This window comes from Mesorhizobium sp., assembly GCF_004963255.1.
Taxonomy (GTDB): domain Bacteria; phylum Pseudomonadota; class Alphaproteobacteria; order Rhizobiales; family Rhizobiaceae; genus Mesorhizobium.
Genome location: NZ_SUGA01000013.1, coordinates 48,592 through 65,235 on the forward strand (window position 1 = coordinate 48,592; position 16,644 = coordinate 65,235).

General features: G+C 61.9%; 17 protein-coding genes, 1 tRNA gene and 4 pseudogenes. 7 read left to right on the plus strand and 15 right to left on the minus strand.

Features of this window, described 5'->3' with window-relative positions:
• Positions 1-689: 689 nt before the first annotated feature.
• From glmS to E5X34_RS15915, 3 genes and pseudogenes are all read left to right on the plus strand, one after another.
• On the plus strand, positions 690-2,513 hold the full coding sequence (gene glmS, locus E5X34_RS15905; RefSeq protein WP_292566400.1) for a glutamine--fructose-6-phosphate transaminase (isomerizing): 1,824 nt from the start codon (positions 690-692) through the stop codon (positions 2,511-2,513).
• 35 nt (positions 2,514-2,548) lie between these two features.
• A pseudogene (locus E5X34_RS15910) lies at positions 2,549-2,742 on the plus strand (hypothetical protein); the annotation flags it as partial.
• Positions 2,743-3,305: 563 nt separating this feature from the next.
• Positions 3,306-3,641 (plus strand): annotated as a pseudogene (locus E5X34_RS15915) (GAF domain-containing protein); the annotation flags it as partial.
• A 105-nt stretch (positions 3,642-3,746) separates the two neighbouring features.
• Here E5X34_RS15915 and E5X34_RS15920 read toward each other — a convergent pair.
• Positions 3,747-4,715 (minus strand): IS481 family transposase, encoded by a 969-nt coding sequence (locus E5X34_RS15920; RefSeq protein ID WP_292566403.1) that lies wholly within the window; start codon positions 4,713-4,715, stop codon positions 3,747-3,749.
• 126 nt (positions 4,716-4,841) lie between these two features.
• Here E5X34_RS15920 and E5X34_RS15925 point away from each other — a divergent pair, with 126 nt between their 5' ends.
• The 4 genes and pseudogenes from E5X34_RS15925 to E5X34_RS32900 all read left to right on the plus strand — a co-directional run bounded on the left by E5X34_RS15925 (position 4,842) and on the right by E5X34_RS32900 (position 6,807).
• Entirely contained in the window at positions 4,842-5,405 is a 564-nt protein-coding gene (locus E5X34_RS15925; protein WP_292566601.1) for a sensor histidine kinase, read from the plus strand.
• A gap of 114 nt (positions 5,406-5,519) precedes the next feature.
• Positions 5,520-5,912, plus strand: a complete 393-nt coding sequence (locus tag E5X34_RS15930) for a hypothetical protein (protein ID WP_292566406.1) — start codon at positions 5,520-5,522, stop codon at positions 5,910-5,912.
• Positions 5,913-5,942: 30 nt separating this feature from the next.
• Positions 5,943-6,169 (plus strand): annotated as a pseudogene (locus tag E5X34_RS15935) (IS3 family transposase); the annotation flags it as partial.
• 266 nt (positions 6,170-6,435) lie between these two features.
• Positions 6,436-6,807: a hypothetical protein gene (locus tag E5X34_RS32900; RefSeq protein WP_366664879.1), complete on the plus strand. Its 372-nt coding sequence runs from the start codon at positions 6,436-6,438 to the stop codon at positions 6,805-6,807.
• 917 nt (positions 6,808-7,724) lie between these two features.
• On the opposite strand, the gene E5X34_RS15945 is transcribed toward E5X34_RS32900, so the two are convergent.
• The 14 genes and pseudogenes from E5X34_RS15945 to E5X34_RS16010 form a co-directional block, all read right to left on the minus strand.
• The gene (locus E5X34_RS15945) at positions 7,725-7,949 is read right to left on the minus strand and encodes a hypothetical protein (RefSeq protein WP_292566409.1); all 225 of its coding nucleotides are present in this window, start codon (positions 7,947-7,949) and stop codon (positions 7,725-7,727) included.
• Between the two features lie 12 nt (positions 7,950-7,961).
• Complete coding sequence (locus E5X34_RS15950) at positions 7,962-8,168, minus strand: hypothetical protein (RefSeq protein ID WP_292566412.1); 207 nt, start codon at positions 8,166-8,168, stop codon at positions 7,962-7,964.
• Between the two features lie 161 nt (positions 8,169-8,329).
• Positions 8,330-8,551 carry a hypothetical protein gene (locus tag E5X34_RS15955; protein WP_292566415.1) on the minus strand — a complete coding sequence of 74 codons (222 nt, stop codon included), beginning with the start codon at positions 8,549-8,551 and terminating at the stop codon, positions 8,330-8,332.
• 47 nt (positions 8,552-8,598) lie between these two features.
• On the minus strand, positions 8,599-9,903 hold the full coding sequence (locus E5X34_RS15960) for an integrase arm-type DNA-binding domain-containing protein (RefSeq protein ID WP_292566417.1): 1,305 nt from the start codon (positions 9,901-9,903) through the stop codon (positions 8,599-8,601).
• A 211-nt stretch (positions 9,904-10,114) separates the two neighbouring features.
• Positions 10,115-10,190: transfer RNA gene (locus E5X34_RS15965), tRNA-Phe, on the minus strand.
• Between the two features lie 348 nt (positions 10,191-10,538).
• The gene (yacG, locus tag E5X34_RS15970; protein WP_292566419.1) at positions 10,539-10,754 is read right to left on the minus strand and encodes a DNA gyrase inhibitor YacG; all 216 of its coding nucleotides are present in this window, start codon (positions 10,752-10,754) and stop codon (positions 10,539-10,541) included.
• Positions 10,751-11,377 (minus strand): Maf-like protein, encoded by a 627-nt coding sequence (locus E5X34_RS15975; protein ID WP_292566422.1) that lies wholly within the window; start codon positions 11,375-11,377, stop codon positions 10,751-10,753. Before E5X34_RS15975 ends, yacG begins: the two co-directional genes overlap by 4 nt.
• Before the next feature lie 19 nt (positions 11,378-11,396).
• Positions 11,397-11,615: a translation initiation factor IF-1 gene (gene infA / locus E5X34_RS15980; RefSeq protein ID WP_006200926.1), complete on the minus strand. Its 219-nt coding sequence runs from the start codon at positions 11,613-11,615 to the stop codon at positions 11,397-11,399.
• 87 nt (positions 11,616-11,702) lie between these two features.
• On the minus strand, positions 11,703-12,155 hold the full coding sequence (locus tag E5X34_RS15985) for a low molecular weight phosphatase family protein (protein ID WP_292566424.1): 453 nt from the start codon (positions 12,153-12,155) through the stop codon (positions 11,703-11,705).
• A gap of 100 nt (positions 12,156-12,255) precedes the next feature.
• Positions 12,256-12,741 carry a UPF0262 family protein gene (locus E5X34_RS15990; RefSeq protein WP_292566427.1) on the minus strand — a complete coding sequence of 162 codons (486 nt, stop codon included), beginning with the start codon at positions 12,739-12,741 and terminating at the stop codon, positions 12,256-12,258.
• A gap of 2 nt (positions 12,742-12,743) precedes the next feature.
• Positions 12,744-14,036 (minus strand): annotated as a pseudogene (gene hisD, locus E5X34_RS15995) (histidinol dehydrogenase).
• A 2-nt stretch (positions 14,037-14,038) separates the two neighbouring features.
• A complete protein-coding gene (locus E5X34_RS16000; protein ID WP_042640811.1) occupies positions 14,039-14,473 on the minus strand; it encodes a DUF2948 family protein in 435 nt (144 codons plus the stop codon).
• Between the two features lie 356 nt (positions 14,474-14,829).
• Entirely contained in the window at positions 14,830-16,122 is a 1,293-nt protein-coding gene (gene murA, locus E5X34_RS16005) for a UDP-N-acetylglucosamine 1-carboxyvinyltransferase (RefSeq protein WP_127251224.1), read from the minus strand.
• Positions 16,123-16,260: 138 nt separating this feature from the next.
• A complete protein-coding gene (locus E5X34_RS16010) occupies positions 16,261-16,461 on the minus strand; it encodes a hypothetical protein (RefSeq protein WP_292566430.1) in 201 nt (66 codons plus the stop codon).
• Between the last annotated feature and the right edge of the window lie 183 nt (positions 16,462-16,644).

Genomic DNA, 16,644 nt, shown 5'->3' on the forward strand with positions numbered 1-16,644 from the left:
TCGAGCAATGAGGTGCTTGTGGCGCTCAAAAATTCGCAGCTTTTCTGGATAGCCAAGACGCAACGTTGCACCGCAGGCCGGGCATTCGAATGTGGAGATGACCTTGAACCATGAGCCCTTCCTCGCGATGAGATGGTGGCATCGCGGACATTCAAAGCTGAGCGTCTGTTCGTTTAGATATTGAGGAATTGGCACCCCTGCCTCACGGTTCCTATCGCCCCGGACGGTCGCGGCGGCTGGAATGAAAGGCCGCCCGCCAGGAGTCTGAATTGAGAGATACGTTTCTGACCGTCTCCCAAATGACGCGGCGGCCTAATCGTTTCACACCATGGACCAATGCCCGGGCACATCAGACCTCGGTCGGCAACATATGTTAAAATGCGTTGAATAATCGGCCCGCGGTTCTGCCAGTCGCCGCTGGCATGACAACTCGCCGACAAGCAAAGGTCGTTGTGTCTGGCGACCTCGCCAGGCAGCTCGCGATCGCCGAATTCCTGCAGGAGGTCTGACAATGCAAAAGTCGGAGCCCTTTGTGGGTTGGGGACTGCGCCGCAGTCACTGAGTGGACTTCGAAAGGTCCCCAGACCCAGTTGCGTTCCTTCGAATGAACGATCAGCTGCTTGTGAGGCAGAGTTATTATCTGCGCAGAATGTCCAGCTCGATCTTCTGCTGAAGGGAAGGCAAGTACGATGTGCGGTATCGTTGGAACTGTCGCCCGACGCCAGGTCGCGCCGCTCATCGTCGATGCGCTGAAGCGGCTTGAATATCGCGGCTACGACTCGGCCGGTGTCGCCACCATCGAGCATGGTGAGCTTGGTCGCCGCCGCGCCGAAGGCAAGCTCATCAATCTCGAGCGCCGGCTGAAGGACGAGCCGCTCGACGGCACGATCGGCATCGGCCACACGCGCTGGGCGACGCATGGCGTGCCCAATGAGACCAACGCGCACCCGCATTTTTCCAGCGGCGTCGCCATCGTCCACAATGGCATCATCGAGAATTTCGCCGAATTGCGCGACGAGCTCACCCGCGACGGCTACAAATTCGCTTCGCAGACCGATACCGAGGTCGTGGCGCATCTGGTGGCGCGCGAGCTCGCGAGGGGTCTGAAGCCGGTGGAAGCCGCGCATGCTGCGCTGAAGCGGCTGTCCGGCGCGTTCGCGCTGGCGATCATGTTCAAGGGCGACGAGGATCTGATCGTCGGCGCCCGCAACGGTCCGCCTCTGGCCGTCGGCCATGGCGATGGAGAGATGTTTTTGGGCTCCGACGCGATCGCGCTGGCGCCCTTCACCAACTCGATCACCTATCTCGAGGATGGCGACTGGGCGGTGGTGCGCCGCGAAGGCGTGACCATCTACGACATCGACGGCAACAAGGTCGACCGCAAGCGCCAGCAGTCGCTGTCGACCAGCTTCATGGTCGACAAGGGCAACCGCCGGCATTTCATGGAAAAGGAAATCCATGAGCAGCCGGAGGTGATCTCGCACACGCTGGCGCATTACGTCGATTTCATTTCCGGCAAGTCGAAGCCGCTCGACCTGCCGTTCGACTTCGCCAGGATCGGCCGGCTGGCGCTGTCGGCCTGCGGTACCGCCTATCTCGCCGGGCTGATCTCGAAATACTGGTTCGAGCGCTATGCGCGGCTCCCCGTCGATATCGATGTGGCCTCGGAGTTCCGCTACCGCGAAATGCCGCTTTCGGCCAATGACGCGGCCTTCTTCATCTCGCAGTCGGGCGAGACTGCCGACACGCTTGCCTCGCTGCGCTATTGCCGCCAGGCCGGCATGAAGATCGGCGCCGTCGTCAATGTGCGCGAATCGACCATGGCGCGCGAATCCGACGTCGTGCTGCCGACGCTTGCCGGCCCGGAGATCGGCGTCGCCTCGACCAAGGCGTTCACCTGCCAGCTGTCCGTCTTGGCCGCGCTTGCGGTCCGCGCGGGCGTGGCGCGCGGCACGATCTCGCCCGATCAGGAAAAGCAGCTGGTGCGCGAGCTTTCGGAAGCGCCGCGTTTCGCCACTCAGGTGCTGAAGCTCGACGAGCAGATCGAGCGCATCTCGCGCGAGCTGTCGCGCTACAAGGACGTGCTCTATCTCGGCCGCGACACCAATTTCCCGCTGGCCATGGAAGGGGCGCTGAAGCTCAAGGAGATCTCCTATATCCACGCCGAGGGCTATGCCGGCGGCGAGCTCAAGCACGGGCCGATCGCGCTGATCGACGAGAACATGCCGGTGATCGTGATCGCCCCGCATGACCGCATCTTCGAAAAGACGGTCTCGAACATGCAGGAAGTGGCGGCGCGCGGCGGCAAGATCATCCTGATCACCGATGCCAAGGGCGCGGCGCAGGCCGGCATCAAGACGATGGAGACGATCATCCTGCCCGAGGTGCCGGAGATTATTGCGCCGATCATCTACGCGCTGCCGATCCAGATGCTCGCCTATTTCACCGCCGTGTTCATGGGCACCGACGTCGACCAGCCACGCAATCTGGCGAAGTCGGTGACGGTGGAGTAACGGACGGGCGGCTATCACCGGCGTTCTCGCGTGGCCCGGGGAAGGTCTACGCGGCAGTCGAATCGCCCCAAGGCGACTGTGGCGTCTATCTCGTCGCGGACGGTATCAACAAGCCTTGCCGCTGAAGCTTCGAGCCCCTAGCTTCGCGGATCTGCAGGCGATGGATCTGCTCCATCGCGGCTTTGAGAAAGCGCCACGACGGGCCTTCCGCATTGCGGTTGCAGGATAGTGTTTGCCCAAGACGCTGCTCGTGGCGCCTTTAGCGGACCAACTATTTAGTTTGATGGGCAGGGAGAGCTCCGAAGTGGTTCACAGTGGCTTGAAGAGCGCTTCTAATCCAACTTCTGGAACACTCGCCACTGTGATCGGTCATTCACGCTCTTGCTAACTGCCTCCGGTCCCTTCGGCGAAATGCAGCCGGCCTTGGACGCGGTCTGGAAAGCCAAACCGCAGGGAAGCTCGATTTGACGCTTATAGTTGCCCGATACGGCAGACACCAGAATGGAGCTGAGGGACCAGCGCTCCCCAATGCGCTGAAAAGCCCTCACACTTTTGGCCCACCGGCTGCAATCATGGCATGTGCGGAGCGTGTCCATCGATTAGAGAGCGGAGCGCGACATTGGAGCAATACGCCGGTTCATGCGTTGGCTTTCAACTCTACTCGAAGGACCCACGTCATTGGACACTACTGCAAAGCTAGCCAAGCTGCGCCGACATGTCCGCATTCTAGTAGACCTTGGCCGAATGGCGGGAGAGGAAGCTTCGCTCAGCCGCTTCCTCGATCAGGCTTGTGTGCAGGTAGCCCGGGCCGTTGAAATAGACCACGCAAAGATCCTTCGCTACCGACCCCCTACGGCTGACCTGTTCATGGAGGCCGGCTTCGGATGGAGGCCGGGGACTGTGCGCAACGCCATCTTTTCGGCGGATCTGCGATCACCGCCTGGCCGAACCTATCAGACGGCTGAGCCTTTGGTGATTGTGAATGGCGCGGCCGCCGACGAGGATAGCGAATACGTCTTTTCCGATGTGCTGAAAGAACACGGCATCAAATCGCTGGCGAACGTGCCGATCCTGATCAAAGGCGCTGCTTGGGGTGTGTTGGAAGTGGATTCCTCGGTCACGCGCGACTTCAGCGAAGATACCGTCGACTTCATGACAGCTGCTGCCGCCCTCGTCGCTTCAGTAATGCGGCAGCCAGAAGTGGACCGAAGCAACGTGGAAGCCACCACCGCTCTAGTTGTGGAGCCTCAACAGGTTGTCTTCGGACAAGGCGAGTCTGCTGATGGGCGTGTTGGCCTTAAGGCTACCATGGGGTCGGTGCCAGTTGTAGCGATGAAGCCAGAGAGGCAGCTCTTCAGCTCTTTGATCGGAGGTGTCGTAAGCCCTGGCGTATGCCCACTCGCGTAGGGCAGTCTGAATGAAGCGCTCGGCCTTGCCATTGGTCTTTGGCGTATACGGCTTTGTGCGGATGTGTTTGAGATGCAATCGCTTGCAGGCCTTGGCGAAGACTCTCGATATATAGCAGCTACCGTTGTCGGTCATGATGCGGGTCACCTTTACGCCGAGGCCCCTGTAATAGGCGATGGCAGCCTTGAGGAAGGCGATGGCGCTGCGCGTCTTCTCGTCGGGTTTGATTTGGCTGAAGGCGACGCGGGATGCATCGTCGATGCAGACATGGACGAACTCCCAACCCGGACCGCCGCGCTTGGAACTGCGCCAGGTGCTCTGGCCCGTGCGATCGCCGGTGATGCGATGACCAACCCGCTCGAAGCGGCCGAGCTTCTTGATGTCGATGTGGATCAGCTCGCCCGGATGGGCACGTTCATAACGGCGTACCGGCGGCAGCGGATCCAACGCCATGAGGTTGTTCAGGCCGAGGCGCCTGAGTACACGACTGACCGTCGCGGGCGAGACGCCGACCTCCTTGGCGATGTGCTTTCCGGACCTGCGCTCCCGGCGCAGGGCCTCGATGCGAGCAACGACTTGCGGCGGCGTCGGACGGTACAGACGCCGTGGTCGAGAGCTACGATCCTGCAGACCGGCCACACCCTCGGCTCGATAGCGCGCAACCCACTTGCGCACCGTATGCGGGCAAACGCCTGCGGCACGTGAGGCGGCCTGCGGCGTCTGCCCGCGCAGCACTTCAGCCACAACTCGCTCTCGACCGTGCGGCGTCAGTCGGGCATTCTTATGGATGTTCATTCGGTCCTCCTGTGAGAATCGCTAAAGCTTCAGCAACTTCAGCTTCCTCGCTCGGGACCGAATGAACAACCTCCTGAAAGCTCACATCTAGTTCAGGCGCAACAACGCGAGGTGCTGTTGCGGGAAATGCAGCACCGCGTGAAGAACAACTTTCAGCTCATCCTGGCCTCGATAGCCATCCAGAAGCGGCGCTTGGAAAGCCCGGAGGCGCACCGGGCCCTGGAACACGTGGCTAACCGAGTTAATGCCATTTCGCTTGCCCACGATCAGCTGGCACCCAGTCAGGACCTTCGAACGGTGGATGTCGCCGGTTACCTGCGTGCGCTCTGCGCGTCGCTGCAGACGCAGGTGGAAATTGCTACGATCGAGCTCGCGGCCGACGAGGTCGAGCTCTCGATCGAACGCGCGGTGCCGCTCGGTCTCATCTTGAATGAAGCTGCGATGAATTCAGTCAAGCACGCCTTCGGATCCGAGGGCGGGCGTATCGTTGTCAAGCTTGAGTCCGGGATCGGCTACGGCGAGGCACGCCTGACCGTAGCTGACAACGGTCGCGGCATTCAAAACCCCCGACCCGGCGGGTCGGGACAGAAATTGATCCAGGCTCTCGCCCGGCAAATGGGTGGCCATGTCCAGCAAGAGAGCTCTGCCGCGGGTACGACAATAACCCTGATCTTCCCCGTCATTTCATAGCGCTAGCATCCTGTTGCGGCGGCGTGCATCGTCGCCGCATGCGCTTCGAGTCGCTCTGGCTAATCGAAACGGCAGAGCGCTCCGTTAAGCACACGAGCAAATCCTGAAGGCGGGATGCAGCGCGATTATTTGCCCAGGCACGTTGCTACAAAAGCCAGTGCGGAGTCCGCTGGTTCTGCGCCCGGGCCTAAAGGAATAGACAGCCGGCTCTCAAATTTGAATGCCGCTATAGCTATTTTGTGTCAAAATGGCAGCATGTCGAAGTACCTCTTTGAGGTTGTGCGAGACGGGCAATCTCTGGGAGATGCCTGGGTCGATTTCGGCAATTGGAGTGAGTTGCGACGAGAAGCGCTCAAGACTCTCCATGACATCGCTATCGACGAAATGTTCGCCAGCGATTTGGATTCAACCATGACGGTTTCCGTGCAGAACGAGGCTCGGAAAGTGGTATATGCTGCCACCATTAGCGTCTCTCAGTCGTTTCCGGTTTCGCAGGATCCCCACTAGCCGGGAACATCGTTGGCCGCGCAAAGTTACTTTCCCGGCCACGATCGGATGAAGCAGGAGCAGCTCGAGATCGACCGGCTGCGGAAGGAAGTGGCGAAGCTGAAGGCGGAGCGCGGCATCCTAAAAAGGCCGCAGCCTTCGCCGCGAGGGAAGGATATGAGGTTCGCTTTCATCGCGAGGCACCGGTGGCGTGGCTGTGCGAGGCGCTGGACGTATCCCGCCCAGGCTTCCACGCCTGGCTCAACCGGAGCCCCAGCTAGCTCCCGCACGCGAGATCGATCTTCGATCTCATCGACCAGGCCGGGCTTGAAGGCTTGGTTTCGAAGCACAAGGACAGGGTTTATCGGGGCGGCAATTCAACGGCATGGCTAAAGATCAAGTCGTACGCGATCGACGAATACGATCTGCTCGGCGCTGAGCGCGAGCCCGGCAAACCGGCATTTGCCCTTATGGCCGAGCGCAACACGGGGCGCTATGTCGGATCGGCCTTCATCACCTTGAATCGCGAGATGCGGGAACGGCTATGGAAGCGGGTGCAAAAGCGTCCTGGGTCGCCGCCGAAGGGCATGAAGCGGCCAGCGACGCAATGGGTCAATCCGGGCTAGTCGGCCGCGTGAAGAACATGCGCGGCGAAGAGGATCTGCGGCACGCGAAGAGTAGTGGAGCTACTGCGATGCCAATTCGCCAGAAGGCACAGGAGGCCGGAATTTTCGAGCCTGCCGAATTGGAGTTCCTGGCAAGGGTGTTCGACCGCCTGAAATATGAGGACCAGACTGCCGATCAACGTGAGGCTCTGGCGTCCCGCATCCTAGCCAACTTCATGGCCAGCATCGAGGGTGAGGAAGAGCTTGTCTCGCTGTCAAGGCTACCTTGGGGCCGCTCACACATGTCGTAGCGGCTTCGCCGTCGTTGCCTCATAAGTCGAGCTAGCTGTTGCGGCCGAGCTACAGCGCTTTACCTGAGATTCTATTAGGAAAGGCCTGTGCTGGGTTTCCTGGGTTTCGGGCGGACCATCCGGGGAAGGGGCGCACAGCAGTTTTGAGGGAAGATAACCCGTCGGCTTAGGTCGGCGGGTTTTTCTTTGGGTTGCCTTGTCAAATGGAAGGAGGCTTAGGCCCCCGAGTTTTCCGTAGTTGGAACCGATTCGCCGCTATTCAGCCGTCTTAACCGGGATTCGAAATCGATAGATGATACCCCGCTCGCTATCCGCCACTCTCACCCATTTCTCGTCGGCGCTGGCTTTCCAGTCTTCCGTTACAACAGCGTCGCTGATCACGCGGGCCACGGCCTCTTCACGTGTCGCGGCAGTGATCTCGCGGCCCGCCATCGGCCGCCGAGCGGATGCCCGAAGATACATCCTCGCCGAGCACCACTCTGCGCATGACGCGACGCGTACACCGGCCGGCGACTTGGTGGCAGGCGTGCTGTAAGGGGAATGGTGCCGCCGCTTTCCTGAGGGTCGGAATGACTGACTGGCTGATGCTTTCAGAGACCAAGCGTCCAGTTGGCCCTTGGCATCCTCATCGGCCCGTCACGCTCGAGCGACACAGCTTCGGTCACCTCGGCCGCTGCCTTCAGAACCAGATCTGCAGAGCGCTCGACCTCATCGAGCCGCCTCATAATCCGGAGGCGGAGACGCACTAGCTGGTGCAGCTCGGAACGCCTCTCGCCAATGGTCAAAGCTTCAAAACGCAAAACACTTACTCGGCACGCGGTACGAGCGGATATGGTCGCTCAGACCCGTCGCCACCGCGAGATCGCCATGTGGCGAAACGCCTCCACCCTTTGACGTACTCCGAGAGCCGATGGGCGTCAGAACCCGAGCGTTTCGCCCGCTTCCAGCTTGGCAAAGTCTGCCGCCGGCCTCTCCTGCGTGGCCGCATCGGCGAACTCCTCCAAGGCCTCTTCGACTTCGTCGACTGAGGTCGCTGTTAACTGCATGTGAAACAATACCCGATGCGTAAGCATCGCGATTTTGGCATCGCGGAATAGCTGGTGGTGATGCATCGATGCCGTATCGAAATCGGCGATCTGCATGACGGTCGCTCCTCAGTGAGCTGCCGGCACGATCTTGAGCAGCCGACGGCGAGCAGCTTTCGCCCGTGCCTGGCCGGCTCGTATGCGGCTGCAAAGGGCCAGACTAACGGCGAGGCCGTGGTCCTCATCGAGCAGGGCCGTCGCTTGCTTCAGCGAGTGCTCGGCTCGCTTTGCGCGTTGCCGTGCGACCGCCATCTCCAAGACCGTAAGTTCGATCATCGTTCGGCATCCTTTCGGGTTGCCGTCCCTTCGAGAAATCAATCGGCGCCGGCAGCTTTTGTTCCTGCGACGGAACGTCTGGAGGCGAGATCCATGAACGGCTCTCCAGACCCGCAAATCCGTCCTCGACGCAGCTGCGGCATGACTGGCGCATCCCGCCTTTAGCCTCGTGCTGTCTTGCGCTTGAACGTCACAATGGCGCGGGCACGATCGACATCCGCGTCAAATCCGGCCGCTTGCCACGACTTGCATTGGACATGGGTCGTTGTCTTGGGATCTTCGTTGGCCCACCACCAATCGTATTTCCGGGCCGAGGCCGGTAAGCTGGCCATTTTTTCCAAAGACTTGAAACTCAATGTCACAACGTCATCAGTTCGCGTCATGAGATAGTCCCGCCAGGAATCGTAGTGCGCCATGGGGTGATTAGATATCAGCGCTTCGATTTCTTTGGCGGAGCCGGTTCGCCTTGCTTGCCATCTGAGTGCGCAAGCAGGATCCGGCGCGATGATGCATGGACAGGAGGCTTGCCGCGTACCGCGATTGAGATCACACATGAGTCTTTGCGCTTTAGTTCATCAAGATAATCGGCCCACCATTGCATCATCCGAACTCGCTCTTCCCAGTGCTCTGCTCGGGCGTAGGCGCGACGGACATCGTTGTTCTCAATATGGGCCAGCTGCCGCTCTATCGCGTCAGGATGCCACTTACCGCACTCATTCAGCAGAGTTGACGCAGTTGCTCGAAATCCATGGGCGGTAGCTTCGTCCTTGCCGTAGCCCATGCGGCGCAGGGCGGCATTGAGCGTATTGTCGGAAATTGGGCGCGAACCCGAACGGACCCCAGGAAACAACAGTGACCCTCCACCTGAGATTTCCCGAAGTGAGGTCAGGGCGCTGACGGCTTGCCTCGGAAGGGGTATGCGATGCGGCCGTCGCATTTTCATACGTGATTGAGGAATGATCCAGACCGAGCTTTCGAAATCGAACTCTCCCCATTCAGCCGCGCGCAGCTCACCCGGGCGGGGAAACAGCATTGCCATCAGCTTCAAGGCGGCTCTGGTTGTTGGCTGTCCGTCAAATGCATCGACCGCCCTCAGTAAGCCCCCCAAGGCCTTAGGATCGGTAATCGCAGCACGAGGCGTGACCGTCGGACTGATGAGTGCGCCCCTCAGGGCGATGGTCGGATCTCCCCCGGCGCGTGCGGTCGCGATTGCGTACCGAAACACCGTGCCGATGGTGGAGCGTAGTCGCCTAGCAGACTCGTATCGACCGCGAACCTCGACGCGACGAAGGGCGGTAAGGATAGTGGCCGGATCGATGTCCCGAATGCACATGTCGCCAATTGTCGGATAGGCAAAGTGGAGGAGCCATTTGACCTTGCTGATCGTCCGGTCGGCACGCCCCTCCTTCTTCAGCTTCTCAACATATTCGTCCCCAATTGAGCGAAAGGAGTCCTTTGCCGAGTCTGCCTTCCGCAAACTGCGTTCCTTTCCAGGATCTATGCCAGCCATCAGGAGCCGTTTAGCGTCATCACGCGCTTGGCGCGCCTCGGCCAGGGAGATAAGAGGATAGCCGCCCAGTGCTAGCAGTTTCTGCTTGCCGTCGCAGCGGTAGGCGAGCCTCCAGAGGCGAGAGCCCGTGGGCTGCACCCATAGCTGCAGTCCGCCTCCGTCTGATAGTTTGACAAGCTTGGAAGCGGGGCGGGCGTTGCGGCATTTCATGTCGGAGAGGGCCATTTGTCAGGTCTCCCTTGGCTGCTTCGATACCATCAGGATGTCGAATACCAACGTAAATACCACCCCCCCGCCTCGTTGGACCAAATGCGCCCGAAGCGCTCCTGGCCAGCGCAAATGCGCCATTTGACAGAAAAAGATCAACGATTTCATGCGTTTGCGGAAGCCGCAGCGTAGAAGCTTCGGCGAAAGGGAATGTCGGGAGAAGAGGGGATGGTGCCCAGAGGCGGATTCGAACCACCGACACGCGGATTTTCAGTCCGCTGCTCTACCAACTGAGCTATCTGGGCCTGCGCCGGCTAACGGGATGCGCCCGCCGGGTTTCGCGAAGGCACCAGGCGGCGCCCCTTGAAAGCGCGTGGGTTATAGCACGGGAATCTTGGCTGTCCAGCGCCTAACGGGCGATTTTCCGGGGCAATTGTCGCAGGCGCCTGATGGGGTTCGAACGATGTCGGCAAAGGAGCAATCGCACTTTCGGGCAAAGCCGGAATCTGATTGCCCGCAACCACCCTAAAGCATGTCTCCCGAAAGTGGGAACCGGTTTCGGGATAACCACATGCGTAAATCAAAAACCTAAAGCGCATGGAGCGATTCTGAAAGATCGCGACGCGCTTTAGAAGCGGGCGTGCCGCTGGCGCTTAGCCCTCGTCCTTGGGGTCAGGCTTCGGGCTGTCCTCGTCGTCCTCTTCGCCGTCACGGCCGGGGATGACATAGGCGCCCTTCAGCCAGCGATTGAGGTCGATGTCCTTGCAGCGCGCGGAACAGAACGGATAGTGCTCGCGCGAGGACGGTTTTCCGCATTCGGGGCAGGGCCGCTTCGGCCGAAGCGGTGTCACCTTGTCGTCCAGGCTCATGGCCGCGCGACGTGCCAGTTCTTGTGCGCCTTGAAGCCTTCGCCGGAAAGCAGCGCCACGCTCTCATAAAGCGGCAGGCCGACCACATTGGTGTAGGAGCCGACCAGCTTGACGACGAAGGAGCCGGCCAGGCCTTGCACGGCATAGCCGCCGGCCTTGCCGCGCCATTCGCCGGAGGCGATATAGGCGTCGATCTCCTCGCGCGGCAGCCGCTTGAAGCGCACCCTGGTCTCCACCAGCCGCTGGCGCAGCTTGCCGCCGGGCGTGATCAGGCAGACGCCGGAATAGACGCGGTGCGAGCGGCCGGAGAGCAGGCCGAGGCAATTGATGGCGTCGTCGATCGTCTCGGCCTTGGGCAGGATGCGCCGCCCCACCGCCACCACCGTGTCGGCGGCGAGGATGAAGGCGGGCGCGTAATCTTCCTCGCTTTTCAGCGAGGCCAGCGCCTTCTCGGCCTTGTCCTTGGACAGGCGCTTGGCCAGCGAACGCGGATGCTCGGCGCGCTGCGGCGTCTCGTCGACATCGGCGGGCAGCACCCGGTCCGGCTCGATGCCGGCCTGCTGCAAGAGTTCGATGCGGCGCGGCGAACCCGAGGCAAGCACGAGCTTCTGCAGGATGCTCATCGTGCTTAACGCCGATTTGCTACTTGAAACGGTAGGTGATGCGGCCCTTGGTCAGGTCGTAAGGCGTCATCTCGACCAGGACCTTGTCGCCGGTCAGCACGCGGATGCGGTTCTTGCGCATGCGGCCGGCCGTGTGGGCGATGATTTCATGTTCGTTTTCGAGCTTCACGCGGAACATCGCATTGGGCAGCAGTTCGGTGACCACACCTGGAAACTCGAGGACTTCTTCCTTCGGCATTCGATACCTTTGCTTGGATGGTAGGTCCAGCACCCGGCTGGAAATTGCGGCGGAACCTATATGATAATCGTGCGCTTGTGAACACGCTTAATCCGTGGTGTTTCCTGCCTCTGGGCGCAGGAAACGTCGGCTTATGCGCGTTTTCAGCCGCTCCCGCACATCGCGATAGGCCGCCATGATGTGCTCGCGCGTCCCGCCGGTGTCGGTCGGGTCCGGCATCGGCCAGTATTCGACCTCGACGGCGAGCGAACGGGTGAGCTCGAGCGCGGCGTGGTGGGCCTCCGGCGCCAGCGTCACGATCAGGTCGAAATAGTCATCCTCCAGATCCTCCAGCGTCCGGGGCTGGCGCTCGCCAAGCGACAGGCCGTCCTCGGCAAGCACCGCATCGACGAACGGATCGCGCTCGCCGGCGCGCACGCCGGCCGAAGCGACGAAGGTGGTGGCGGGCAGCATGCGGCGCGCCAGCTGCTCCGCGATCGGCGAGCGCACGGCGTTCATGCCGCACAGAAACAGGATCGAGTGGGGCAGGGGGGCCGGCACTAGAGCATGATCCCGAAAAGTGGGAACCGGTTTTTGGAAAAGATCATGCTCCAATAAAGAGCGGGACCAGGACGGCGGTTCAACGAAACGTCATCCTGATCTAGCCCCGCCAGTGCAGCACGCAGACCAGCGTGAACAGCCGCCGCGCCGTGTCGAAATCGATCTCGATCTTGCCGGCCAGCCGATCCATCAGGGTCTGCGAGCCCTCATTGTGCAGGCCGCGCCGCCCCATGTCGATCGCCTCGATATGGCTGGGCGTCGAGGAGCGGATGGCCTCGTAATAGCTTTCGCAGATCAGATAATAATCCTTGACGATGCGCCTGAGCGGCGTCAGCGACAGGATGTGGGTGACCACCTCGGCGCCGTCCTCGCGGCTGACGGCAAAGACCAGGCGCGACTCGGCCAGCGAAAGCTTGAGCCTGTAAGGACCCGCACCGTCGTCGTTGACCGGCCGAAAACTGTTCTCCTCGATGAGGTCGAAGATCGCCACCGCCCGCTCGTGCTCGACATCGGGCGTCGAACGTCCGATCGTTTCGTCGAGCTCGACGTCGATCAGCCTGTCGCGGGTTTGGTCGCGGCCGGGCATCGCTACATGTTCAGCCTGATCGCGACGGAGCGGGCATGCGCATCGAGCCCTTCCGCCTTGGCAAGCGCGATCGCGGCGGGCGCCAGCGCCTTGAGCTGCTCCGGCCCGAGCTTCAGGATCGAGCTGCGCTTGACGAAATCGAGCACGGACAGACCCGAGGAGAAACGCGCCGAACGTGCTGTCGGCAACACGTGGTTGGAGCCGCCGACATAGTCGCCGATCACTTCCGGGGTGTGCCGGCCGATGAACACGGCACCCGCGTTGCGCATCCTGGAGAGGAAGCCCTCGGCATCGTCGAAGGCGAGCTCGACATGTTCCGCCGCGATCCTGTCGACCAGCGGCAGCGAGGCCTCGAGCGTCGGCACCAGGATCACCGCGCCGAAATCGCGCCAGCTGGCGGCCGCCGTCTCGCCGCGCGGCAGGACTTTCAGCTGGCGTTCGACCGCCTGCTCGACCGCCCTGCCGAATTCGGCATTGTCGGTGATCAGGATCGACTGCGCCGAGACATCATGCTCGGCCTGCGCCAGAAGGTCGGCCGCGATCCAGTCCGGATCGTTGTCGGCATCGGCCACCACCAGCACTTCCGACGGTCCGGCGATCATGTCGATGCCGACCGTGCCGAACACCTGGCGCTTGGCCGCCGCGACATAGGCATTGCCGGGACCGACGATCTTGGCGACGGGCCTGATCGCCTCGGTGCCATAAGCAAGCGCCGCAACGGCCTGCGCGCCGCCGACGCGGTAGATCTCCGAAACGCCGGCAAGGTCGGCCGCCACCAGCACCAGCGGATTGATGACGCCGCCCGACGCCGGCACGACGATGACGATGCGCTCGACGCCGGCGACCTTGGCCGGCACGGCGAGCTACCCGAGCTCGGTGCTGATGAACGCCGTGCCGCCGGGCACGTAAAGGCCGACGGCCTCGATCGCCGTCCAGCGCGAGCCGAGCTCCACGCCGGCGGCGTCCGTGTAGCGGTCGTCCTTCGGCTTTTGCCGCTCGTGATGCGAACGGATACGGTCGCGCGCGAATTTGAGCGCCTCGACGGTGGCCGGATCGGCCGCTTCATAAGCCTTGGCGATGTCGTCCTTCGACACGGCGATGCCGAGCGCGCCGAGATCGGCTTTGTCGAACTTCAGCGTGTAGTCGATCAGCGCCTTGTCGCCTTCGGCGCGCACGCGGGCGATGATGTCCCGCACCACGGCCTCGACATCGGCCGACACTTCCCGCTTGGTGGTGAGGAAGGCCGAAAAGCGCTGCTCGAAATCGGTATCGGACTGGCGGAGCGTGATGGCCATCGTCAGCCTCTGTGCACAGGTCGCGAGGTGGCTTCCCAGGCGCCGCCGACATCGGCAAGCCGTGCCTCGACGCATTCGACGTCGAGCATGATGGTGCCGCCGCCCGAAAACACCAATTCGACGATGCCGGCCGGCTTGCTGATGGCAATGAAGCTGATCGCCAGAAGCGACAGCACTTCGGCGGGCTTGTCGCGTTGTATGCCGCTGGTCTTGACGCCGAGCACGCGGTCGAAATGCAGGACACTCTGCCGCCGTTCATTGTGCTGGCGGAACAGGCCCGATTTCGCCTCCCAAACGAAGCGGTTCATGGTCAGCACGAAGCGCTTGGCCGCCGGCAGGTACTCCAGGTCGGAGACCTTCATCACGGCGTCCTGGACATGCGCCGAGACGATGCTCAGATCCTGATCGTCGAGCGCGATGAGCTTGAGAGCTGCCATGCGGAATTTGTACCTAAGGTTGGTTTCAGCCTTCTGTTAGGCGGTCTTTCCAGTCCGTGCAACCTCGGCACGGATGCAGCCAAAGGCAATCACGCCGGGTCCGTGCTGCCCCTCATCGCCCTGCCGGGCACTTCTCTCCGCATAGTGACGGGGAGAAGGGAGGCTTTCGTCAGGGATTTCGCCAATCGCGAACGTTGCAGCAAAGGCGCCAAGGGTGCAGTCGCGGCCTTCTCCCGTTCACGGGGAGAAGGTGCCCGAAGGGCGGATGAGGGCAGCGCCAGCTTCAAAATTGGCCGCCCCTAACACGTGCGAGGCTTATGAGGCTTATTTTGTCTGGAGCACCTGCTTCGTGCGCGTCAGCCCGAAATGCGCTCGATCACCGCGCCGCAGCCCGAGAGCTTCTCTTCCAGCCGCTCGAAGCCGCGGTCGAGGTGGTAGACGCGGTTGACCGTGGTTTCGCCCTCGGCGGCAAGGCCGGCGATCACCAGCGACACCGAGGCGCGCAAATCGGTCGCCATGACGGGAGCGCCCTTCAGCTTGGCGACGCCGTCGACGATCGCCGTCTGGCCGGAAAGCGTGATGTGGGCGCCCAGCCGCGCGAGCTCCTGCACATGCATGAAGCGGTTTTCGAAGATCGTCTCAGTGATGCGCGATTTGCCCTTGGCCATGGTCATCAGGCCCATGAACTGTGCCTGCAGGTCGGTCGGGAAGGCGGGGAAGGGGGCGGTGGTCACGTCGACCGGCGCAATGCCGGCGCCATTGCGCTTGACGCGGATGCCCTCGTTGGTCGGCGTGATTTCGGCGCCGGTCTCGACGAGAACGTCGAGCGCCGTCTGCAACAGGTCGGGCCGCGCGCCTTCCAGCACCACATCGCCGCCGGTCATCGCCACCGCCATGGCATAGGTGCCGGTCTCGATGCGGTCGGGTATGACACGGACACGGGCGCCGGACAGCGCCTCGACGCCCTGGATGGTGATGGTGGAGGTGCCGGCGCCGTGGATCTTGGCGCCCATGGCGATCAGGCATTCGGCGAGATTGACGATCTCCGGCTCGCGGGCGGCGTTTTCGAGCACCGTCTCGCCCTTGGCGAGCGAGGCCGCCATCATCAGCACATGGGTGGCGCCGACCGAGACCTTCGGGAAGACGTAACGATTGCCGACCAGGCGGCCATTCCGGGTCTTGGCCAGGACATAGCCGTTGTCGACGTCGAGTTCCGCGCCAAGGACCTGCAGGCCCTCGAGGAACAGGTCGACCGGGCGCGTGCCGATGGCGCAGCCGCCGGGCAGCGACACCTTGGCTTCGCCCATGCGGGCAAGCAGCGGCCCGATGACCCAGAAGGAAGCGCGCATCTTCGACACCAGCTCGTAAGGCGCGGTGGTGTCGACGATGTTGCGGGCGGAAAAATTGATCGTGCGCGAATAGCCTTTCTGCTGGCTCTCGCGGCGGCCGTTGACGGAATAGTCGACGCCGTGGTTGCCGAGGATGCGGATCAGCTGCTCGACATCGGCCAGATGCGGCACGTTTTCGAGCGTCAGCGTGTCGTCGGTGAGCAGCGAGGCGATCATCAGCGGCAGTGCCGCGTTCTTGGCGCCCGAGATCGGAATGGTACCGGCCAGCTCATTGCCGCCGACAATTCTGATGCGATCCATAAGAAAACGTCCCCTCGGCCAGAACAAGCCGGTTCAATCGGTTGATGCGCCCGGCTTAGACCATTGGCCGGCTTGGTTCAAGAAATAGGATTTTCCTAAAACCGGACCGACTATGGCCGGGCAGTATGGCTGATTTGGTCAGTCCTTGTGCATTTTTCCAGCAGCCGGCAAGCCTTCCGACCGTTGATCGGCATCGCGGGCGCGCTGCTTGTCAGCGTCGCCAGCGCGCCGCGAACGCGTCTGCGCCTTGCGCTTCTGCAGATTGGCGCGCAGCGCCTCGGCCAACCGTTCCTTGCGCGCGGCTTCGCCCTTTTTCGGTGGATTTGTCTTCTCGCCCATTATCCAATCCCTGACCGGTGGTCAGCCGGCTGCGATTCCGCAATGGGTAGCATTTTGGCCCGGCGATGTCATGAAAGCAGGCCGTCCGGCGGGTTTCACGCTGTGGATCGGCCGCGCATACCGTCCCAAACCGCTTAATGGCGGCCAAGAATCGCATGCGACGCTTTGGGTTTTTCTTGGCCT

What these genes read in the sequence shown, in the direction of transcription:
- E5X34_RS15925 (WP_292566601.1), top strand. Translation starts at nt 4,842, where the DNA reads ATGCAGCACCGCGTGAAGAACAACTTTCAGCTCATCCTGGCCTCGATA.
- E5X34_RS15990 (WP_292566427.1), bottom strand. Translation starts at nt 12,741, where the DNA reads ATGCCCGGCCGCGACCAAACCCGCGACAGGCTGATCGACGTCGAGCTC.
- E5X34_RS15960 (WP_292566417.1), bottom strand. Translation starts at nt 9,903, where the DNA reads ATGGCCCTCTCCGACATGAAATGCCGCAACGCCCGCCCCGCTTCCAAG.
- yacG (WP_292566419.1), bottom strand. Translation starts at nt 10,754, where the DNA reads ATGAGCCTGGACGACAAGGTGACACCGCTTCGGCCGAAGCGGCCCTGC.
- E5X34_RS16010 (WP_292566430.1), bottom strand. Translation starts at nt 16,461, where the DNA reads ATGGGCGAGAAGACAAATCCACCGAAAAAGGGCGAAGCCGCGCGCAAG.
- infA (WP_006200926.1), bottom strand. Translation starts at nt 11,615, where the DNA reads ATGCCGAAGGAAGAAGTCCTCGAGTTTCCAGGTGTGGTCACCGAACTG.
- E5X34_RS15920 (WP_292566403.1), bottom strand. Translation starts at nt 4,715, where the DNA reads ATGAACATCCATAAGAATGCCCGACTGACGCCGCACGGTCGAGAGCGA.
- E5X34_RS15955 (WP_292566415.1), bottom strand. Translation starts at nt 8,551, where the DNA reads ATGACGCGAACTGATGACGTTGTGACATTGAGTTTCAAGTCTTTGGAA.
- E5X34_RS15945 (WP_292566409.1), bottom strand. Translation starts at nt 7,949, where the DNA reads ATGCAGATCGCCGATTTCGATACGGCATCGATGCATCACCACCAGCTA.
- E5X34_RS15950 (WP_292566412.1), bottom strand. Translation starts at nt 8,168, where the DNA reads ATGATCGAACTTACGGTCTTGGAGATGGCGGTCGCACGGCAACGCGCA.
- E5X34_RS15930 (WP_292566406.1), top strand. Translation starts at nt 5,520, where the DNA reads ATGCAGCGCGATTATTTGCCCAGGCACGTTGCTACAAAAGCCAGTGCG.
- E5X34_RS16000 (WP_042640811.1), bottom strand. Translation starts at nt 14,473, where the DNA reads ATGGCAGCTCTCAAGCTCATCGCGCTCGACGATCAGGATCTGAGCATC.
- glmS (WP_292566400.1), top strand. Translation starts at nt 690, where the DNA reads ATGTGCGGTATCGTTGGAACTGTCGCCCGACGCCAGGTCGCGCCGCTC.
- E5X34_RS15975 (WP_292566422.1), bottom strand. Translation starts at nt 11,377, where the DNA reads ATGAGCATCCTGCAGAAGCTCGTGCTTGCCTCGGGTTCGCCGCGCCGC.
- E5X34_RS32900 (WP_366664879.1), top strand. Translation starts at nt 6,436, where the DNA reads ATGGAAGCGGGTGCAAAAGCGTCCTGGGTCGCCGCCGAAGGGCATGAA.
- murA (WP_127251224.1), bottom strand. Translation starts at nt 16,122, where the DNA reads ATGGATCGCATCAGAATTGTCGGCGGCAATGAGCTGGCCGGTACCATT.